The following is a 17,080-nucleotide window of genomic DNA, read 5'->3' as shown; positions in this document are numbered from 1 at the left end:
AATTTCTGCCAGCAAATATGACTGTCAATGAATCGGTATTATTGGGGTCGTATATGATACGCGCCATGAATTGGTCATGTGGTTTATCCCCGAACTATCGAAGAATTCACGGATAACACTCCAATAATTGGTGGTATAGCAAGGTATAGCGGTGTGTGGGTTCGCTATTTCGAACTCAGACTATGTTTCCCACTTTATATGTTCGAACACGTTCATACATTCGTCGCAGTGATATTGCGACTTAAGTATCGTGCTGCCGAACGCGTTCTCGAGGGACGTTTCGGTGCTCCCACAGTACGGACACTCGGCACCGTCTGCCTGTTGGTTCGTGACGCGAGAGCGAGTCGTGTTCTCTGACATTATCCTGCGAGGTACCTGTGTTGACGTCCCGTCACTTCGTCGACGGTCTCTTCGAACGTAGACTCCGGTGGTGATGGTCGTCGGCTCTGATCGTCCCACTCGTCCCATTCGAGGTCGACGTCTGGAACGTCGTACCCGTGGGACTCGAGCAGGGACGAGATGTCCGAGAGGAACTCCTCGCGCATTTGTTCGTTCGACCGCTCGAACACGCCTGCCTCGAGGAGGACGTCATTGCCGTCGTTGCGTCCGAGCCACTGGGCGACCTGTGGAACGAACGAATCGAGCGCTGCCTGTAGCTCTTCTTTGGGATACTCGCCTTCGCTCTCGTCAGCGAAGACACCCAGCCAGACGTGACCGTGCTGGATGTGCTGTGATTCTTCCTGGAGAACCTTCTCTGCAATGCCCGAAAGCTCGTCGACCGAGCTGTTCTGTAAGTTCTCGTAGACGAGAACGGTCGCGTAATCGAGCACGGCGAGCGAAGCCACGATCTCGGCCCAGTTGTCCAACTGGCTATCGAGGACCGTCGGGCTCCGCCACTCGTCGACCGACCGCTCGTAGAGGAGATCGTCGACTGACGTCTCACCAAGATCGGCCGCCGCCTTGTAGGCGGCACGTCCGTGACCGAGCTCGTCTTGGATCACTGACGACAGCGCGATGTCCTCTTCGATGCTGGGTGCGCCGAGCATCCCCCATTCCGAGTACCGGTGGGCGCTGATGAACTCCGTATCGGCGAGGACCACTGCGAGGTCGTATGCGGCGTCGCGCGCTTCGGTCGAGACTGCTGAGTCAGTACTCATTGGGTACCACCCGCTCGTTTGACGAAGCCGACGGCTCCATCGTCGATCTCCCCACCGACGTCCTTGTACTCGTGACCCGGATCTCCGCTAACCTTGAGGATGTCCTTGCGGTCGACGACGAAGAGGACCTCCCAGTCTTCTTCGTCGTAGAACATCTCTGCGTACTGCTTTGCGAACTCGTCGCTCGAGGCGTCGACGCTCCCGATCGACTGGAGCGGTTCGCCGGCGTTGATTCGCGCGAGCACCTCGTACGTGCGTTTCCCTTTCATGCGACACCCTGGACGGTCTGGATGTGGTCAACCGGACCCGGCGATTCTTTCCACTCGCTGTAGACGCCCTTCCAGTCCATGTCGAACGTGACGTCGTACTCGTCTTCGCTCTCGTCGTAGCCGATCGGAATATCGACCTCGAGTGAATCGAACGTCTCGTAGACCTGCCTGAGCCACTCCTGGCGGTGTTCGTGGTTCGTCCCCTTCCGGAGGCTGTACTCGCGAATCTGCTGGATCGCCTTCCCTTCGTTCTCGGGGTGACCGAGGAACGCGATCGCCTTGGGGAACATCTTGTCGACGGCGTCCTGAAGCGCCTGTTGCTGTTCGGGCGTGCCGCTTCCGAGCCGCTTGAACCACATGTCTCCGAGTCGTTTGTGGAACCCTTCTTCAGCGACGACCTTTCGCTCGTAGCGTCGCCACGGACCGAACGAACAGTTCTCCTCGATGTCACCGATCTGGATCGTGCCGGCCCGGTCGTAAAACCCGACACCGCAGGCGAACTCGGCGAAGTTCTCGAACGGCTCGTCGAACACGCGCATGTTCCGCCACTCCTTGGGATCGCGCTCGTACATGAGCGCCTCCTTGTCGAACCCGAGGTCCGAGAGGACGCGATATCCCAGGTTCGCGTGGCCGACCTCGTCCTGAACGACGGCGCTGCCGGAGATCTTCGCGTCCAGCGTCGGCGCTTTCTGCGTGGCTGCGGGGTGGTACGCACACGCGCTCATGATCTCCGTGTCGTGTTGCGTGAGCATGAACTCGACCAGCGTCTCGAGGTAGTTCGGACTCATCTCCTCGATCGTCTCGATCGTCTCGCCACGGGAGACACGGCTTACGACGACATCATCGTCGGCTTTACACTCCGATTTAAGCTCCTCTAACTGACGTTCTACGACGCCCATATCATCATATACTCGTGGCTGCATCACTATAGTTCTTGCTAAGAATGCAAGCCCCCTGTACCATCCACAACGATTGATACTCCACAGGCGATTCGGACCCGACCGACCTCGGGAAACGTCCGACCCCCGGCGTGGCCGTCCGCGTTCCGTGCCTGCTCTCGGTCGCAAGGTTCATCACAGCGCGGCGTAATCCTCGAACGATGTTCACACACACGATTACGGCCAGATTCGAGGACATCGATTACGCTGGTCGCGTGTTTTACGGCCGGCTGTTCAACTACGTGCACGTCACGGAAGAGGAGTGGTTCGCGGAGATGGGATACACGATTCCGCGTCTCGACGAGGAACTCGGGGTCCTCTTTCCGATCGCCCACGCCGAAGGCGACTTTCGCGGCCCGATCGAACTCGGTGATGAAGTCGCCGTTCGGGTCGGCGTCGACTCGATCGGAACCAAATCGTTCGACGTCCGTGCGGTCGCACGAAACACCACTCACGACTACGAGGCCTTCGAGATCGAACTGACGAGGGTCTGTCTCTCGACTCGAGAGCCCGGAACGACCGTCGAGATTCCGGCGACGTTCCGGGACGCCCTCGAAGCGTACGTCTGGGAGTGATCGCAGGTCCCGCCGGCTGCGAGTTCACCCGAAGGTATATTATCGACACACACTTACGATCTGGCAATGGCACACAGCGAAGCGGCGTCCACTGCCGAGCAGTGTCGCACAGCACTCGAAGACGTCACCGACCCAGAACTTCCGATCAGCATCGTGGATCTCGGACTCATCTACGAGGTCACACACGACGACGGCCACGTCGACGTGGACATGACGCTCACCGCGATGGGCTGTCCCGCCGCTCAGCTCATGGTCGAGGAAGTCGAAGAACGCCTGCTCGAACTGTCGGACGTCGAAAGCGTCGACGTCGATATCGTCTGGGATCCGGTCTGGACGAAAGACAAGATGACCGAAGCCGGCAAACAGCAACTCCAGTCGCTCGGTATTTCGGTTTGAGACGGAACGCGGTGTATCCGTTCGATCCCCCTGTGGCGTCTTTTCGTTCCGCTCGAGTCCCGAAATCACTTTGTACTCGGATACCAACCGTTCCGTATGAACTACGAGATAACGTTCGCGACGGAAGAGGACGCCGACGACATCCTCGATCTCTGGTATGAGTACTCCGATCAGCTATCGGACATCGACGACCGGTATACGCACAAAGACGAGGCCGGCGAGCAGTGGCGGAACTACTTCCTGAACCAGATGGTCAACTCCTCGAAGGCCGCGATCCTCGTCGCTGATTCCGAGGAAGCCGACGGATTGCTCGGCGTGATCGAAGTGCGGATCATGGGCTCACACCCGATTTTCCAACTCACTCAACACGGGATGGTGTTCGGCCATCACGTCCGAGACGAGTACCAGGGCAACGGTATCGAAGAGTCGCTTCTCGAGGCTGCAGAACAGTGGTTTACCGACGAAAAAGACTTGCCGTTCTACCGCGTAAACGTCCTCGCACAGAACGACTACCTGAAGGATATCTACGACGAGTACGGCCTGGAGCAGATCGAGTACACCTACGAGGCATCGCTGTAGTATGACCGACCACTCGATCGAGATTCCGTCCAGGGACATCGAGTTCGAGATGTCCGAAGACGGAAACGAAAGCATCCTCGACGCCGCCGAGAAGTACGGCCTGGACCTTCCGTATCAGTGCCGGATGGGCCACTGTGGCATCTGTGCCATGCACGCCTCCGGCGAGATCTCCCAGGAGGACGCGATGATGCTCACACCGAACGAGGAGGCCGACGGCTATATCCTCACCTGTGTGGCAACCCCGTGTTCGGACGTCGAGCTTCATCCGGACGACACGCCGTAATCGACGTCGCCCTCGTCGGTTCGTATCGTCCCGTTTCTGTCGTCGATTTTGTCGTTTATGCTCCGTCGTTCACCCGTCGTTCGACGTCCTCTTACACACACTAAGCGTGTGTTAAACACCGCGTTCAGATACCGAGTTTCCCGAGTATCGCGGACGTTGCATCCGTACCGCTAGCTTTAATGGACGAGTAGACGATACGTCAGGTATGTCCGACGTACAATACTCCGTAGACGACGGCGTTGCCGAACTCGTCCTCGATCGACCGGATGCACGAAACGCGATGAACGAATCCGTGATCGACGCGCTCGTCGACTACGTCGAGGAAGCCGCGGTGGACGACGACGTCCGCGTCCTCGTCTTACGAGCGACGGGAGACGTTTTCTGTGGCGGTGGCGACGTGAAGAAACTCGGGACGTTACTCGACGACGACGTCACGCCGATCGAGCGTCTCGACTACATCACGCAGGGTATTCATCGACCGATCAGGGCGCTCGTCGACCTCGAGAAACCGGTCGTCTGTCGGCTACAGGGCGATGCTATCGGCGCAGGTGCGAACCTCGCACTCGCCTGTGACATGATCGTTGCAACCGAAGACGCACGACTCATCGAGGGGTTCAAGAACGTCGGGCTTTCGATCGATTGCGGCGGTTCGTATCTCCTCCCCCAGAACACCAGCCTCTGCGTCGCAAAGGAACTCGTCATGACCGGACGCCCCGTCGACGGGACCGAAGCCGAAGAACTCGGATTGGTGAATTACGCGGTTCCCGAATCGGAACTCGACGACACCCTTTCCGATCTCGTCGATCGATTGCGCGACGGACCGACCCGAGCACACGGCCTCTCGAAGCAGTTGCTTCACGAGGGCGTGAACGCGACGTTCGACGAAGCACTCGAGAACGAAGCTCGAGCGAACGCGATTCTGGGTGCCAGCGAAGATCACGCGGAAGGAATTGCAGCGTTCAGAGAGAAGCGAAGCGCCGAGTTCTCGGGCGAGTAACCACCGCTCGCGAGCTATCATCGGTCTCGAGCGAGCTGTCACTCATCGGCCTCCCTCGACGGTTTTCCTCGTTACGTGTCGATCCCGTTACTGGATGCTCGACCATCTTCTGACGGGCATTGATCGGTCTCAACCATCGTCTGGCGGATACCGCTCGCCCTCAGACACCGTCTCCCCGAAACTGATCGGGATGTGCGTACGACGTCTCCGCAGCGACGGCGAGTTCCGCATCGGTCTCTTCGTCACCGACGTACAGTACGTTTCCGGGGGCGACGTTCAGGGTTCGAACGACCTCGAGCAGCGTCCGTGGATGCGGTTTGTCTTGTGCCAGCGTATCGCGACCGACGATCGCGTCCACGTCGCCCAGCGCGCCGAATCGCTCGAGAGCGATCTCCGCGGCCCGTTCGGCGTTGGCCGTACAGATCCCGACGGGGCAGTCGAGATCCGCGACGACGTCCAGCAGTGGGCGGGAGTTCGCCGTTCGTGCCCCCGCTCGCTCGCGATCCGCGAGTAGCGACTCGAGCTCGTCGCTCCGGCCGGCCTTCGCTGCCAGTTCGAAGACCTCGAGCCTCGTGTAGGTGGGCAGTGGCTTCTCGAGAACCGACTCGAGGAGCGCTTCGACGTCGCGGTGGACGGCCGGCCAGTCGACGTCGAGCGTGAGAAGCGTCTTGTCGAGATCGAAGACGACGCCGTCGAACGCATCGATCGATCGACCGTCGATCGTCGGGTTCCACGCCCCGTCACACCGGTCGGCAGCCGTCAGATCGACTTCGGAACCGTCCGCCAGATCGAACACCGACCGGATGCGAACCGGGGCGACCAGTTCGGTTTTCTCGTCGGGGTAGTTCGGAACGATGGGCTCGACGACGGCCCCCCGAAGCCCGCCGATCCGGCACGAACGCGTAACGATTCCCTCGCAGTGGTCGTCCCCCGGTATCGGATGTCTCTCGGCGGAGAGCGACTCGAGTCGGCCGGCGTTCTCGAGGTTGAGCGTTCCGGGATAGGGGCGAAAGCCGAGCGCGTCGGTGAGGAGTTCACTCGCGGCTTCGATGAACCCTCGTGCCTGTCCCTCCCCGGACGTGACTCGACCGTTCACGAGCGGTCACCTCCGATGAGCGGCGACGCTGCTGCCGGCGCATCCGATCGGTCGGTGCTGGCCGGATTCGTCGGCCGATTCGTATGTCGTGTCTTCATCTGGGATCGCTTTCGATCGTGGCGCTGTCCTCCGTTTTTCGTCCGTTCGATAGCGGTGTTCGATCCGTCCTGAATCGGTTCCCGATCAGACGAATCGGTCGTCGAAGACCTCGTCACGGGACAGCCGTCGGTCCTCGTCGATGAGTCCCGTCGCTTCCAGAACGTCGAGCGACCGCTCGAGTTCTTCTTCGGTGATGTCGATCCCGTCGGGCCAGAGCTCGGCTTCCCTGATGATCTCGAACGACTGCTGGTGATTTTCTCGATCGAAGTCGGGGTAGATCCCGCTCGCGAGCGCGTCGTCGAGTACTTCGTCCCCGTCGCGTTCGTAGAGTTCGCCGTGGCCCTGTCGGAGACAGTCCGCGATCTCTCCGTAGACCTCCGGGTTCTCTTCTAAGTTCTCCTCGAGCGTCACCCACAGCGCGACCGTCTGCTGGTTGAGAACGTCGTATTCGGTCGGATGCGACAGTACCTGTCCGTAGCCTTCTGCTTCGGCCTGGTAGGCCCCGGAGTCGAAGACCGCCGCCCCGTCGACCTCGCCGGCTTCGAGTGCGGAAAGCCGGTTCGTCGTTCCCAGAATACTTCGGTAGTTGACGTCGTCGATCGACCCGAGTTCCTCTCTGATCGTGATCTGTGCGGACGGCGTCGAGATCGAATCCGGGTCGTGAATCGCGACGTCGCCGCCACGGAGGTCCTCCCACCCGTCGATGTCCGAGGACACGACGACCGGGAACACGTACTCGTTGATGTAGCCCGCAAAGCCAACGAGCGGGAACCCCTCTTCGATCGCGTTGATTAGCGAGGAGAGGCCCATGTACCCCATATCGGCCTCGTCGGAGACGAACGCCGCCGCCATTCCGGTAAAGCCGGTGAACTGCTCACGAGTGAGGTCGGTATCGTGACCTCGATCCTCGAGGGCGTACTGTAGCCCTGGATGCGAACTCATCTCCCAGGTGGGGGCGTCGGGCGACGGCGTCCCGATGCGGATCGTATCGGGCATCTCGAGGTCGTCGTTCCCGGTATCGTCTCCGTTACCATTCCCGTTGCCATTGCCGGTTCCGTTTCCGTCGTCGGTTCCGTTTCCGTCGCCGTTCCCGTCGCCAGTACAGCCTGCGATCACTAACCCGGTACCTACTGCACCGCTTGCTTTGATGAACGATCTACGTCTCATTACGAGTCAAGTAGATGATTGTCTGTGATATATAAAAGTATACCTGGTACCAACACCGCTCTCGGATCGTATATTAACTGAAAACGAGTCGGATACAAATCGCACGTCGGTCTCTATACGTTCGTCACTGAGTTTCGTTCGTCGAATCGAGCCCTTCCCACTCGTCGACTTCGATCCGAACGGATAGTTGAGAGAGGGCCCGGGCGGTCGTTCGCGTTATCATGTCATCCAGATTCATCGGCCCCTGATAGAACGACGGGAACGGCGGAAAGACGATGGCTCCGGCGTCGGTAACCTCGAGCATGTTCTTCAGGTGGATCCTGTTGAACGGCTTCTCTCGGGGCATGAGGACGAGCGGTCGGCGTTCTTTCAGTGCGACGTCGGCGCTCCGCGTGATGAGATCGCCGGAACTGCCGTGGGCGATGTTCGATAGCGTCTTCATCGAACAGGGAGCGATGAGCATCCCTTCAGTTTGAAACGATCCGCTCGCCGTCTCGGCCCCGATGTTCTTGACGTCGTGGACGACGTCCGCGAGGTCGGTTACCTCGCTGACCTCGTAGTCCGCCTCCTGTGTGACGTTTATTTTGCCCGCATTCGAGAGGATGAGGTGAACCTCGTACTCCGTCTCTTGCAGGAGCTGGAGCGCTCTGATCCCGTAGATTTGACCGGTTGCCCCGGTCATTCCGATGACGATACGTTTTGGCACACGTAGACGGTTCTGTGGGCATCTAATTATACCTTGTGACAGCGAGGACGGCGGTGACCATCGTGGACGCCGCCCACGACGAACTAGGATTGACAGACAGTGGTAGTGGTGTTCGGAAGGCGAGCGCTACATCGTCATGTGACCGTCATCGTCCCCGCTGGCTCCCTCCTCGAGATCGGGATCGTCGTCGTCGAAGCCGCCGGTCTCGTCGTAGAAGATCGGCAGGCTCGGCGCATCGTAATCGAATCCGAGTTCGTCCCAGCGATCGACGACCTCGTCGTACATCTCCTCGCGGACTGCGGTCCGCGGTGGGAACTCGTCCATGTACTTGTGCTCTTTCGTCGCGTCGATGATGAGCTGGGAGCCGTACGGTCGCTCGTCGGCCGGATTCCGAGACGGATCGAGCGGCGTACTCCAGGTGTCGGTGAGCATGTCGGTGTGTCGCTCGGCGTCCCAGCGGGTTGCCATCGCCCAGATGACCTGATTGGTGTCCGCCGGATTGACGTCCTCGTCGACGACGACGATGAACTTGCTGAAGTACGCACCGCCGGGACACTGGGCGGCGAGCGTCGCCGCCTGCTTGGCGTGGCCGGCGTACTGCTGTTCGATCGAGACGACGGTCATCGACATCCCCGAGGCTCCTGCCGGATGTGCGTAGACGCTTTTGACGCCGGGGACGCCGAGTGAATCGAGGTCGTTCCAGATCCGCGCCGATCGACCGACGCTGTAAGTCAGGTTGATGTCACAGCCGGGGTAGTCCGCCATCAGCGCGCACGTCAGGATCGGATCGTCACGGTAGTGGACGGCTTCGACCGTGTTGACCTCCGCGTCGTCTTCCGGTCGGCCGTAGTAACCGGTGAACTCCCCGAAGGGGCCCTCCATTTTTCTTTCGCCGGGATACATCTTCCCTTCGACGGCGATCTCGGCGTTCGCGGGGATCGGCAGGTCGGTGATCTCCCCTTCGACCGTCTCGATCGGGCTGTCTCGGATTCCGCCCGCGATCTCGAGTTCGGAGACGTCCTCACCGAACGTCAGTTGAGAGGCGAGGAACAGTTCGGGCAACACGCCGTAGACGGCGACGACCTCGAGGGGTTCGCCTTTCTTCCACTGCTTTTGCAGGTGCAAGCGCAGGTCCTTCCCGGGTGAGGTGAACAGACCGGTCTGGTTTTCGTTGTGGATCATCTGGCGATAGGTCCCCATGTTGAGTTCGCCAGTGTCCGGGTTTCGTGTGATCGTCAGATCGGCGGTTCCGATGAACCGGCCGCCGTCGCCCGGCCACATCTTCGGAACGGGGAACTTCCAGAGATCGATATCCTCACCGCGATCCGTGTTTTCGAGCACCGGAGCATCTGCCTTGTCGACCGGTTTCGGCTCCTCTCTGGCGGTCAGTTTCGACCGGGCCTTCTGGATCAGTTCGCGCTCGCCAAGGCCCGGATCCTCCTTCATCGTCAGCGCGAGACGCTCGGTACTCGAGGAAAAGATGTTGAACAGGACGCGATAGTTCTCGGGATAATCCTTGATGTTCTCGAACAAGAGCGCCGGTGCGCCCTCTTTTTTGTGGGAGATGTAGGTGATCGCACCCATCTCCTCGTCCCAGTCTACCTCGCTGTCGATCCGCTTTAACGAGCCGATGTCTTCAACCCGATCGATCCAGTTTCGAAGATCGTGGCCAGTGTCTTCTCGTGCCATACTGATGTGCAATGAGATAGCAAGTATGATATAGCTTTGGAAATCGGAGTCTCCGGACCGTTCACAGGCCCGGCCGATTGCGAATCGATTCCTTCCGCAGACGGTCTGTTGTGAGTCAGTTCCGGCGAATTCGAAACCGATACCCCGCATCGGTGCTAGGAACCGATATTCCGCTACGGAAACCCGTCTCATACGGTCTACTGTAAGTCGTTACCGGGGCGACCGCGAGCTGTCCTGCGGTCGCCCCGGAAAAAGTCACAGCAAACCGTATCAGTCGTCAGTCTCCGTCTGCGCTCGCTCGTCGACGATCATGAACTCGACGGAGTCCGGATCGCTGAACTCACCGGCGTCACGTTGGACCCGGCCGAACTCGTCAGAATCGAGCGCCGCGTAGAGGTCGTCTTCGGACTCGAAGGCCAGTTCTGCCATTCCGTCGTGAGGCGATTTCTCCGGATCGGTGGCCGGACAGATGGCGTATCGCTCGAGGTTTGGAATCTCGGTTGCGATGGGTGCGTGCTTGGTTTCCCAGTACTCGACGAACTCCTCCTGCGTGAGGTCGGCCGCTCGAGAGAGCATGAACACTGCCTTGTACATGTACGCGTTCGGATTGGCGGATCACTCACTTAATCGTTCGCGTTCGGTGAGCGTTCTACCGAGTGTCGACGTTGATATTGACGTTCTTGACCTGGGTGTACTCTCGAATGGCTTCGGCTCCCTGCTCTCGACCGAACCCGCTCTCTTTGTAGCCACCGAAGGGCGTCTGCGGGAACGTGACGGGATACTCGTTTACGCTGACCATGCCGTACTCGAGTCGCTCGGCCGTGTCGTGGGCGACGTCGATGTTTTTCGTCCAGACGCCGGCCATCAGACCGTACAGCGAATCGTTCGCGATGTCGAGTGCCTCTTGGCGATCCGAGAACGGGATCACGGAGAGCACCGGACCGAAGATTTCTGCTCGAGCGATCGTCATCTCGTTGGTGACGTCCGTGAACACGGTCGGTTCCACGTAGTACCCCGTCGACCTGTCCTCGGGAACGCCGCCGCCACAGGCGATCGTCGCCCCCTCGGAGACCCCGGTTTCGATGTACTCGAGGACGTCGTCGCGGTGGGATTCGTTCACGAGTGGACCCATTCTGCCGTCGTCGTCGATGCCGCTTCCCAGCGGCGTCGCCTGGGCGCGTTCGACGACCCGATCGACGACTTCGTCGTGAACCGATTCGTGGACGAGCAGCCGGGAGCCGGCCCAGCACATCTGTCCCGCGTTCATGAAGATCCCGTAGTGACATCCCTTCGCTGCCGCCTCGAGGTCCGCGTCCTCGAAGACGATGTTGGGTCCTTTTCCGCCGAGTTCGAGGGTAACGCCGGAGACGTCTTCGGCGGCGTACTCCATGATCGACTTTCCGACGCCGGTGCTGCCGGTGAACGCGACGTGGTCGACGTCCTCGTGAGTCGCAAGCGCCGTTCCCGCGTTTCGACCGGAGCCGGGAACCACGTTCAACACGCCGGGAGGAAGACCGACGGCGTCCGCGGCCTTCGCGTAGTACAGGGCAGATAGCGGCGTCGTACTCGAGGGTTTGAGTACGACCGAGTTCCCACACGCAAGCGCGGGCGCGACGCTTCGTCCGGCGAGCTGGAACGGATAGTTCCACGGAGAGATGTGACCGGTGACGCCGATCGGCTCGCGTCGCGTATAATCGACTCTCGAGCCCGGAACCGGAATCGTCTCGCCGTGGATCTTGTCCGTAAAGCCGGCGTAGTACCGAAACGTGTCGATCACCATGTCGACGTCGAGGGTGGCCTCGAACGGCGTTTTGCCGTTATCGTGGGACTCGACGAGAACGATCTCGTCTTTCATCTCCTCGATTTCGTCCGCCATGGCGGACAGATACTGCCCGCGTTCGCTCGGCCCGATCGACCGCCACTCGGCGTCTCGATCTGCCGCCTCTTCGGCCGCTGCGACCGCGTCGTCGATATCCGACTCGCCGGCGCAGGCGACCGATGCGTAGGCGTCTTCTGTCGCCGGATCGACCGTCTCGATCGTTTCGTCGTCGGCTGCCGGGACCCAGTTCCCGCCGATATACAACGCTGTTGGACCGTCGTAGGTCATGCTAGGCTAGCAAAACCGCGGCTGTCTCTTAACGTTTGTCGTTGACACCGATGGGTGACTACTCCAGAGAGAACGTCGGCTCTTCTCACCGAAATCGACGAGCTGGGTGGATATCCTCGTTTGGGAACTCCCCAGAACCCGACCGAACTGAGCGTCTCGGAGTAACTACAAGTGGTTACTTCGGTAGCATGCGCCGCCGCACGAGCGTTACTGGTTTGCGATGAAGTCGTGAACGCTTCGGGCGAGTTCAGCGGGCGTTTCTAACTGAGCCATGTGTCCTGCGTGTTGCAACACGGTCACCTCTGAGTCCGGGATCCGATCTGAGATGATGAACGAGGCGACGGGCGGCGTCACGACGTCGTTTTCGGCGGCGATCAACAGCGTCGGAACGGGGACATCCGCGAGGTCGCCCCGGAGATCAGCGTTCATCAGACCCCGCATCGAGGCCACGTACCCGTCGGGATCGTTGTTCAGGATCAGGTCTCGATAGAGCCCGGCCAGTTCGGGTCGGGTCTCTCTCGTGTGCGGCGACAGCGACTCTTCGACCTCGGTATCGGCGTGGGCCTCCATGCCGTCGGATTCGATCGCGTCGACGACCGTTTGAGCCTCCGAAACCTTCTCCTCGGGCATTCCCGGGCCTGCAGCGGCCAGCGACAGCGAGCTCACGGCGTCGGGATGTTCGAGGGCGTATCTCATGCTGATAATGCTTCCGAGCGAATGTCCGACGAAGTGTGCCGTTTCGACGTCGAGCTCCGCGAGAATGCCGTCGATGTCGTCGACCCACGTCTCGAGGTCGTAGGGACCGTCGGGAACGTCGCTCCGACCGCTGCCACGGAGGTCGAACCTGACGACCTGGTACGACGACGACAGCGACTGTGCGACACCTTCCCACGTGCTCAGGGTGCTCCCGAGTCCGTGAACGAGGACGACGGTTCGTCCGCGCCCTTCGACGCGACACTCCACTTCGATACCGTTGGTCTGAATCCGCATATCCACGAAAACGACAGGGGCCATCAAAAACATACCGCTGGACGGCTGTCGACGCCGCTTCGTGGGGTTGATCCACCAGAAATTATAAACGGCCGCTCACCAGATATGGTGGTGATGGTGGATAGCGTCGTTTCAGTTGATGCGATAGCCGCCACTCGGACCGGACCGAACGGTATCGATCACTGCGGGCGACTCCTCGATCGTGATCGTCGTCCCCGTTCTTCCGGGGCCGTCGTGGGTGCCGTCACGTGCGCTCGTCGACGATCCGATCCGACGGTGATCGTCCGAACGGTCGGTCCTGCCCAGCGTCCCGAAAGCGACTTTGCTACCCTGCTCAATACTCACTCATGAACGAATACACGATTCGCCATGCACGCCCCGACGATGCGGACGACATTCTCGACCTCTGGTATGAGTACTCGGATACGCTCTCGACGGCTGACGAGCGTTATCAGCACAAAGACGACGCGGGCGAACAGTGGCGCAACTACTTTCTGGGGAAGATGACCGACAGCTCGAGAGCGGCGGTCCACGTCGCCGACTCCGAGGAGGTCGACGGACTGCTCGGCGTCATCGAAGTCCGAATCATGGGCGCTCATCCGATCTTTCAACTCTCTCAACACGGGGCCGTCTTCGGCCACCACGTCCGGACGGAACACCGGGGCAACGGCATCGAAGAGGATCTGCTCGAGGAGGCCGAACGCTGGTTCACGGACGAACACGACCTGCCGTTTTACCGCGTCAACGTCCTCACGAGCAACGATTCGCTCGTCGATCTCTACAGGGAGTACGGCCTCGATCGGGTCGAAACGACGTACGAAGGTGAGGGAAGCGCTCGATGACGGAACACACGATCCACTTCGTCAACGAGGACATCACGTTCACGATGAGCGAGGATTCGAACGATAGCATTCTCGATGCCGCCGAAAAACACGGCCTCGACCTCCAGTACCAGTGTCGAATGGGCCACTGTGGAATCTGCACCGTTCGGGCCGAAGGTGAGGTCGAACAGGGCGACGCGATGATGCTTACGGAAAGCGAAAAAGAAGAGGGGTATATACTCACCTGCGTCGCGACCCCGTTATCCGATCTCGAAATCTATTCGGACGAGACGCCCTGAAACGACTGTTTTCCGCCAGTACCGACACGGCTTCACGGCGGTCGCGATTGCACCGATGTCAGACACCGGAACCCGTCCGAGAATAACGGGTGTTACTCCGACTCGAGCCGCTTGACGATATCGTCACGGAGGTCCGCCTTCGAGATCTTTCCGACTTCGGTCCGGGGCAATTCGTTGACGATCTCGATTCGCTCCGGTCGTTTGAACACGGCGATCCCCTGACCCTTGAGGTACTCGCCCATCTCGTCGACGGTGAGCGAGTCGTACCCGTCGACGAGTTCGATGTACGCGCCGACACGCTCTCCGAGTCGGTCGTCGGGGATTCCGATGACTGCGACGTTCTCGACTTTCTCGTGTTCGATAATAACGTCCTCGAGACCGGGTGCGTAGATGTTCTCTCCGCCGCGGATGATCGTATCCTTGAGCCGTCCGTACACCTCGTAGTTTCCGTCGTCGTTCAGCGCGAGGACGTCCTCCGTGTAGAACCAGCCGTCGTCGTCGAAGTTCTCGTCGTTCTCCTCTGCGTGGCGCAGGTAGCCCGTGAAGAACCCGGGACCGCGAACCGACAGCTCGCCGGCGTCGCCTCGTGTAACTTCCTCTTCGCGTGCTTCGTCGACGATTCGGACCTCGTCCGCGTCGGGGGCGATCGGCCGGCCGACGGTGTGTGCCTGATCGTCGACGTCGTCCTCCGGGCGGGTACAGATAAGCGGCCCCTCGGCCATCCCGAAGATGTTACAGAAGCCGATATCCCACCGATCGACGAACTCGTACACCGCTTTCGGGCGAACTTTCTGTCCGCCGCTGACGAGCACTTCGAGCGACGACAGGTCGTACTCCTCGAGATCCGGATGCTCGAGGATATCGATCAGCTGGGTCGGGATCGGCAGCGAGTAGCTGCCGCCGTGCCGTTCGATCAGAGACATCAGCGCGTCGGGTTTGAGCACCGGTTCGACGGCGATCGTCGCGCCGGCCCAGATCGCCGCGCCGATGACGCAGTTCAACGAGGCGTTGTGACCGATCGGAACGCTCGGGAACGCGACCCAGTCCGACTGGACGTTCGCCACTTTTGCCATGTACTCCCACTGGAAGACGTAGTCGTTGTACGTTCGCGGGATCCCCTTTGGCATGCCGGTGGTTCCGCCCGACAGCAACAACACGCCCGGATTGGACGGGTTCACGTCGATATCCTCGAGATCAACTGACGGTTCCGAACCGAGGTCGCCGTCTCGCGCCGCGTCGAAGGAAGTCCATCCCTCCGGGAGCGTCTCCTCGTCGTCGACGACGGCGAACCGGTGGGTGAGGTGGTCGAACTCGTCACCGACATCGTCGAGCAGGGAGACGTGATCGAACCCGAGCTGATATCGGTCACCCGCGGCGAAGACGGCTTTCGCCTCCGTCAGATCGAGGACGTGGCGCGCTTCCGCCTCGCGGTGTCGCGGCAGGAGCATAACGGGGATAACCCCGATTCGAGAGCACGCGAAGAACGCCTCGAGGAACTCGGAGCTGTTCGGGAACTGGAACACGACGAAGTCGTTTTCCTCGAGACCCGCCTCCGTCGCGAGACTGATCGCCAGTTGGCGCGAGTTCTCAGCGAGTTCTTCGTAGGTCAACTCTCGGTGCGGACCGATGACTGCGGTCTGTTCCGGCGTTTCGGTGGCCGCTCTGTCGAGGACGTCGTGGAAGGTGAGGTTTCGCCAGTAGCCTTCGTCGACGTACTCCTGACAGCGGTCGTCGGGAAACGGAACGTACCCTTCGATGTCGGTGGTCGGTGTGCATGCGCTCTCTTGCATATACGTGTAGGAATGCTCGTTCGGCATAATAAACCTAAGCAAATCCGTCGCCGAGTCGAACGGCGACGCCGATCCGCAGAGTGCGTACGACTACCGCCAGTCGTGGGGGGTTCGTTCCATCGAGGAGTACAGAAACATCGCACTTCGAAGAACTCGTGGATCGATCTCACAGCGAGCGATGACGTCGTCGTCATCGTCGTACTCGAAGTGCAACAGGTCGGTGTCGGCCATCGCCTCCAGGAACATCTCGTCGATGTCGAGGGGCTGACTGATGTCGATCCGGGTCTCCTCGGTGATCCGCTTGTGGGCGTCGTCCGACGCCGGTTCGGGTGCCTGTGCGTCGGTCATTCCATCGTCCTCTCGTAGCGCGTTCGCAACATGTTTTCGATCCGTTCGCGCTTGGTCTCGGTAATCTCCCGCAGCACGGGGATGTCCTCCGGCGTCGAGAACCGCTCGACGATCATCCGACCGACGTGGACGTGGTCGTCCTCGTCGTTCGCGATCTCACGCATCTGGTCTGCGGCGTTCGGATACGAGGATTCCATGTAGTTGGCCATCCGGTGAAGCGTGTGGACTGCGATGATCTCGGTGGAACACTGCATTCCGACCGCCGAGTACTGCGGCCCCTCGTATTCGGGGGCCATCGCAGCCTGGTGCTGGGCGACGAGCGCCTCGGCGACGTCCTCGTCCAGCCACTGGTCCCACTGTGCGAAATCCATGTCGACGCCGAAACGCCGCGAGATGTTCGCGAGCGTGTTCGCGTGTTTGACCTCGTCTCGGATCTGCTCTGACAGTCCGACGATGATGTCCCGGTCGCGGTAGTACGGATCCCCCTGCTCGAAGACGTAGTGCATCTGTCGCGCGGGGATCATCGCCCCGTTGAACCACTCACGCCACGCCAGATCGGGGACGACCTGGTGGACAACCGCCTCCGGACCGCCGATCTCGTCGAAGTACTCGTCAGAGTAGTACTTCTGGACCAGTTCCCCCATCTCGTTTCGGAACTCCGCCGTCGTCTCGTTGAGAAACGTGACGGCTTCCTGTGACTGCGTGTCAGACATACACACGAAGACATGCGCCGCGTCAATAAAGAATTTGTGATGGGGTTGATCCACGAGCTAC

The 17,080-nt window shown here is 60.3% G+C and carries 22 protein-coding genes; 7 read left to right on the top strand and 15 right to left on the bottom strand.

The window, feature by feature from the left end:
• Positions 1–180 precede the first annotated feature (180 nt).
• From EA462_RS18000 to EA462_RS13760, 4 genes are read right to left on the bottom strand one after another with little or no spacing between them, the layout of a single operon-like run.
• Complete coding sequence (locus tag EA462_RS18000; protein ID WP_124179160.1) at positions 181–360, bottom strand: PaaD-like zinc ribbon domain-containing protein; 180 nt, start codon at positions 358–360, stop codon at positions 181–183.
• Positions 360–1,157: a 1,2-phenylacetyl-CoA epoxidase subunit PaaC gene (locus EA462_RS13770; protein WP_124179159.1), complete on the bottom strand. Its 798-nt coding sequence runs from the start codon at positions 1,155–1,157 to the stop codon at positions 360–362. The genes EA462_RS18000 and EA462_RS13770 overlap by 1 nt, the downstream gene beginning before the upstream one ends.
• A complete protein-coding gene (locus EA462_RS13765; protein ID WP_124179158.1) occupies positions 1,154–1,426 on the bottom strand; it encodes a hypothetical protein in 273 nt (90 codons plus the stop codon). Before EA462_RS13765 ends, EA462_RS13770 begins: the two co-directional genes overlap by 4 nt.
• The gene (locus tag EA462_RS13760; protein ID WP_165872085.1) at positions 1,423–2,325 is read right to left on the bottom strand and encodes a 1,2-phenylacetyl-CoA epoxidase subunit PaaC; all 903 of its coding nucleotides are present in this window, start codon (positions 2,323–2,325) and stop codon (positions 1,423–1,425) included. The genes EA462_RS13765 and EA462_RS13760 overlap by 4 nt, the downstream gene beginning before the upstream one ends.
• 200 nt (positions 2,326–2,525) lie before the next feature.
• Between EA462_RS13760 and EA462_RS13755 the strand changes: the two genes are divergently transcribed.
• The 5 genes from EA462_RS13755 (at position 2,526) to EA462_RS13735 (ending at position 5,194) form a co-directional block, all read left to right on the top strand.
• Positions 2,526–2,939 carry an acyl-CoA thioesterase gene (locus tag EA462_RS13755; protein WP_124179156.1) on the top strand — a complete coding sequence of 138 codons (414 nt, stop codon included), beginning with the start codon at positions 2,526–2,528 and terminating at the stop codon, positions 2,937–2,939.
• Between the two features lie 66 nt (positions 2,940–3,005).
• Positions 3,006–3,335, top strand: coding sequence for a metal-sulfur cluster assembly factor (locus EA462_RS13750; RefSeq protein WP_124179155.1), 330 nt, complete (start codon positions 3,006–3,008; stop codon positions 3,333–3,335).
• Between the two features lie 96 nt (positions 3,336–3,431).
• The gene (locus tag EA462_RS13745; protein ID WP_124179154.1) at positions 3,432–3,914 is read left to right on the top strand and encodes a GNAT family N-acetyltransferase; all 483 of its coding nucleotides are present in this window, start codon (positions 3,432–3,434) and stop codon (positions 3,912–3,914) included.
• Between the two features lies 1 nt (position 3,915).
• Positions 3,916–4,197, top strand: a complete 282-nt coding sequence (locus EA462_RS13740) for a 2Fe-2S iron-sulfur cluster-binding protein (RefSeq protein WP_124179153.1) — start codon at positions 3,916–3,918, stop codon at positions 4,195–4,197.
• A gap of 205 nt (positions 4,198–4,402) precedes the next feature.
• Positions 4,403–5,194: an enoyl-CoA hydratase/isomerase family protein gene (locus EA462_RS13735; RefSeq protein WP_124179152.1), complete on the top strand. Its 792-nt coding sequence runs from the start codon at positions 4,403–4,405 to the stop codon at positions 5,192–5,194.
• Between the two features lie 160 nt (positions 5,195–5,354).
• Here the strand turns inward: EA462_RS13735 and EA462_RS13730 are convergent, their stop codons facing one another.
• The 8 genes from EA462_RS13730 to EA462_RS13695 form a co-directional block, all read right to left on the bottom strand.
• Complete coding sequence (locus tag EA462_RS13730; RefSeq protein ID WP_124179151.1) at positions 5,355–6,290, bottom strand: DUF120 domain-containing protein; 936 nt, start codon at positions 6,288–6,290, stop codon at positions 5,355–5,357.
• Between the two features lie 183 nt (positions 6,291–6,473).
• Positions 6,474–7,556, bottom strand: a complete 1,083-nt coding sequence (locus EA462_RS13725) for an ABC transporter substrate-binding protein (RefSeq protein ID WP_124179150.1) — start codon at positions 7,554–7,556, stop codon at positions 6,474–6,476.
• 124 nt (positions 7,557–7,680) lie between these two features.
• Positions 7,681–8,262: a UbiX family flavin prenyltransferase gene (locus tag EA462_RS13720; protein WP_124179149.1), complete on the bottom strand. Its 582-nt coding sequence runs from the start codon at positions 8,260–8,262 to the stop codon at positions 7,681–7,683.
• A 126-nt stretch (positions 8,263–8,388) separates the two neighbouring features.
• Positions 8,389–9,951 (bottom strand): UbiD family decarboxylase, encoded by a 1,563-nt coding sequence (locus tag EA462_RS13715; protein ID WP_165872084.1) that lies wholly within the window; start codon positions 9,949–9,951, stop codon positions 8,389–8,391.
• Positions 9,952–10,221: 270 nt separating this feature from the next.
• Positions 10,222–10,545 (bottom strand): EthD family reductase, encoded by a 324-nt coding sequence (locus EA462_RS13710; RefSeq protein ID WP_124179147.1) that lies wholly within the window; start codon positions 10,543–10,545, stop codon positions 10,222–10,224.
• Positions 10,546–10,600: 55 nt separating this feature from the next.
• The gene (locus EA462_RS13705; RefSeq protein WP_124179146.1) at positions 10,601–12,058 is read right to left on the bottom strand and encodes an aldehyde dehydrogenase family protein; all 1,458 of its coding nucleotides are present in this window, start codon (positions 12,056–12,058) and stop codon (positions 10,601–10,603) included.
• Positions 12,059–12,265: 207 nt separating this feature from the next.
• Positions 12,266–13,048 (bottom strand): alpha/beta fold hydrolase, encoded by a 783-nt coding sequence (locus tag EA462_RS13700; protein WP_165872083.1) that lies wholly within the window; start codon positions 13,046–13,048, stop codon positions 12,266–12,268.
• A 132-nt stretch (positions 13,049–13,180) separates the two neighbouring features.
• Positions 13,181–13,393, bottom strand: coding sequence for a hypothetical protein (locus EA462_RS13695; RefSeq protein WP_124179144.1), 213 nt, complete (start codon positions 13,391–13,393; stop codon positions 13,181–13,183).
• A gap of 2 nt (positions 13,394–13,395) precedes the next feature.
• Between EA462_RS13695 and EA462_RS13690 the strand changes: the two genes are divergently transcribed.
• Positions 13,396–13,890, top strand: a complete 495-nt coding sequence (locus EA462_RS13690) for a GNAT family N-acetyltransferase (protein WP_124179143.1) — start codon at positions 13,396–13,398, stop codon at positions 13,888–13,890.
• On the top strand, positions 13,887–14,168 hold the full coding sequence (locus tag EA462_RS13685) for a 2Fe-2S iron-sulfur cluster-binding protein (protein ID WP_124179142.1): 282 nt from the start codon (positions 13,887–13,889) through the stop codon (positions 14,166–14,168). The genes EA462_RS13690 and EA462_RS13685 overlap by 4 nt, the downstream gene beginning before the upstream one ends.
• A 92-nt stretch (positions 14,169–14,260) precedes the next feature.
• On the opposite strand, the gene EA462_RS13680 is transcribed toward EA462_RS13685, so the two are convergent.
• The 3 genes from EA462_RS13680 to EA462_RS13670 all read right to left on the bottom strand — a co-directional run bounded on the left by EA462_RS13680 (position 14,261) and on the right by EA462_RS13670 (position 17,019).
• On the bottom strand, positions 14,261–15,958 hold the full coding sequence (locus EA462_RS13680; RefSeq protein ID WP_165872082.1) for a (2,3-dihydroxybenzoyl)adenylate synthase: 1,698 nt from the start codon (positions 15,956–15,958) through the stop codon (positions 14,261–14,263).
• A 90-nt stretch (positions 15,959–16,048) separates the two neighbouring features.
• Entirely contained in the window at positions 16,049–16,306 is a 258-nt protein-coding gene (locus tag EA462_RS13675; protein WP_124179140.1) for a hypothetical protein, read from the bottom strand.
• Positions 16,303–17,019 (bottom strand): hypothetical protein, encoded by a 717-nt coding sequence (locus EA462_RS13670; protein ID WP_124179139.1) that lies wholly within the window; start codon positions 17,017–17,019, stop codon positions 16,303–16,305. Before EA462_RS13670 ends, EA462_RS13675 begins: the two co-directional genes overlap by 4 nt.
• Between the last annotated feature and the right edge of the window lie 61 nt (positions 17,020–17,080).

Source organism: Natrarchaeobius halalkaliphilus, assembly GCF_003841485.1.
Taxonomy (GTDB): Archaea; Halobacteriota; Halobacteria; order Halobacteriales; family Natrialbaceae; genus Natrarchaeobius; species Natrarchaeobius halalkaliphilus.
The sequence above is the reverse complement of the archived record's forward strand: the minus strand, read 5'-3'. Positions and strand labels throughout refer to the sequence as shown.

Excerpts from the sequence above, each read along its gene's own strand:
- EA462_RS18000 (WP_124179160.1), bottom strand. The coding sequence starts at position 360 with ATGTCAGAGAACACGACTCGCTCTCGCGTCACGAACCAACAGGCAGAC.
- EA462_RS13770 (WP_124179159.1), bottom strand. The coding sequence starts at position 1,157 with ATGAGTACTGACTCAGCAGTCTCGACCGAAGCGCGCGACGCCGCATAC.
- EA462_RS13765 (WP_124179158.1), bottom strand. The coding sequence starts at position 1,426 with ATGAAAGGGAAACGCACGTACGAGGTGCTCGCGCGAATCAACGCCGGC.
- EA462_RS13760 (WP_165872085.1), bottom strand. The coding sequence starts at position 2,325 with ATGGGCGTCGTAGAACGTCAGTTAGAGGAGCTTAAATCGGAGTGTAAA.
- EA462_RS13755 (WP_124179156.1), top strand. The coding sequence starts at position 2,526 with ATGTTCACACACACGATTACGGCCAGATTCGAGGACATCGATTACGCT.
- EA462_RS13750 (WP_124179155.1), top strand. The coding sequence starts at position 3,006 with ATGGCACACAGCGAAGCGGCGTCCACTGCCGAGCAGTGTCGCACAGCA.
- EA462_RS13745 (WP_124179154.1), top strand. The coding sequence starts at position 3,432 with ATGAACTACGAGATAACGTTCGCGACGGAAGAGGACGCCGACGACATC.
- EA462_RS13740 (WP_124179153.1), top strand. The coding sequence starts at position 3,916 with ATGACCGACCACTCGATCGAGATTCCGTCCAGGGACATCGAGTTCGAG.
- EA462_RS13735 (WP_124179152.1), top strand. The coding sequence starts at position 4,403 with ATGTCCGACGTACAATACTCCGTAGACGACGGCGTTGCCGAACTCGTC.
- EA462_RS13725 (WP_124179150.1), bottom strand. The coding sequence starts at position 7,556 with ATGAGACGTAGATCGTTCATCAAAGCAAGCGGTGCAGTAGGTACCGGG.
- EA462_RS13715 (WP_165872084.1), bottom strand. The coding sequence starts at position 9,951 with ATGGCACGAGAAGACACTGGCCACGATCTTCGAAACTGGATCGATCGG.
- EA462_RS13710 (WP_124179147.1), bottom strand. The coding sequence starts at position 10,545 with ATGTACAAGGCAGTGTTCATGCTCTCTCGAGCGGCCGACCTCACGCAG.
- EA462_RS13705 (WP_124179146.1), bottom strand. The coding sequence starts at position 12,058 with ATGACCTACGACGGTCCAACAGCGTTGTATATCGGCGGGAACTGGGTC.
- EA462_RS13700 (WP_165872083.1), bottom strand. The coding sequence starts at position 13,048 with ATGCGGATTCAGACCAACGGTATCGAAGTGGAGTGTCGCGTCGAAGGG.
- EA462_RS13690 (WP_124179143.1), top strand. The coding sequence starts at position 13,396 with ATGAACGAATACACGATTCGCCATGCACGCCCCGACGATGCGGACGAC.
- EA462_RS13685 (WP_124179142.1), top strand. The coding sequence starts at position 13,887 with ATGACGGAACACACGATCCACTTCGTCAACGAGGACATCACGTTCACG.
- EA462_RS13680 (WP_165872082.1), bottom strand. The coding sequence starts at position 15,958 with ATGCAAGAGAGCGCATGCACACCGACCACCGACATCGAAGGGTACGTT.
- EA462_RS13675 (WP_124179140.1), bottom strand. The coding sequence starts at position 16,306 with ATGACCGACGCACAGGCACCCGAACCGGCGTCGGACGACGCCCACAAG.
- EA462_RS13670 (WP_124179139.1), bottom strand. The coding sequence starts at position 17,019 with ATGTCTGACACGCAGTCACAGGAAGCCGTCACGTTTCTCAACGAGACG.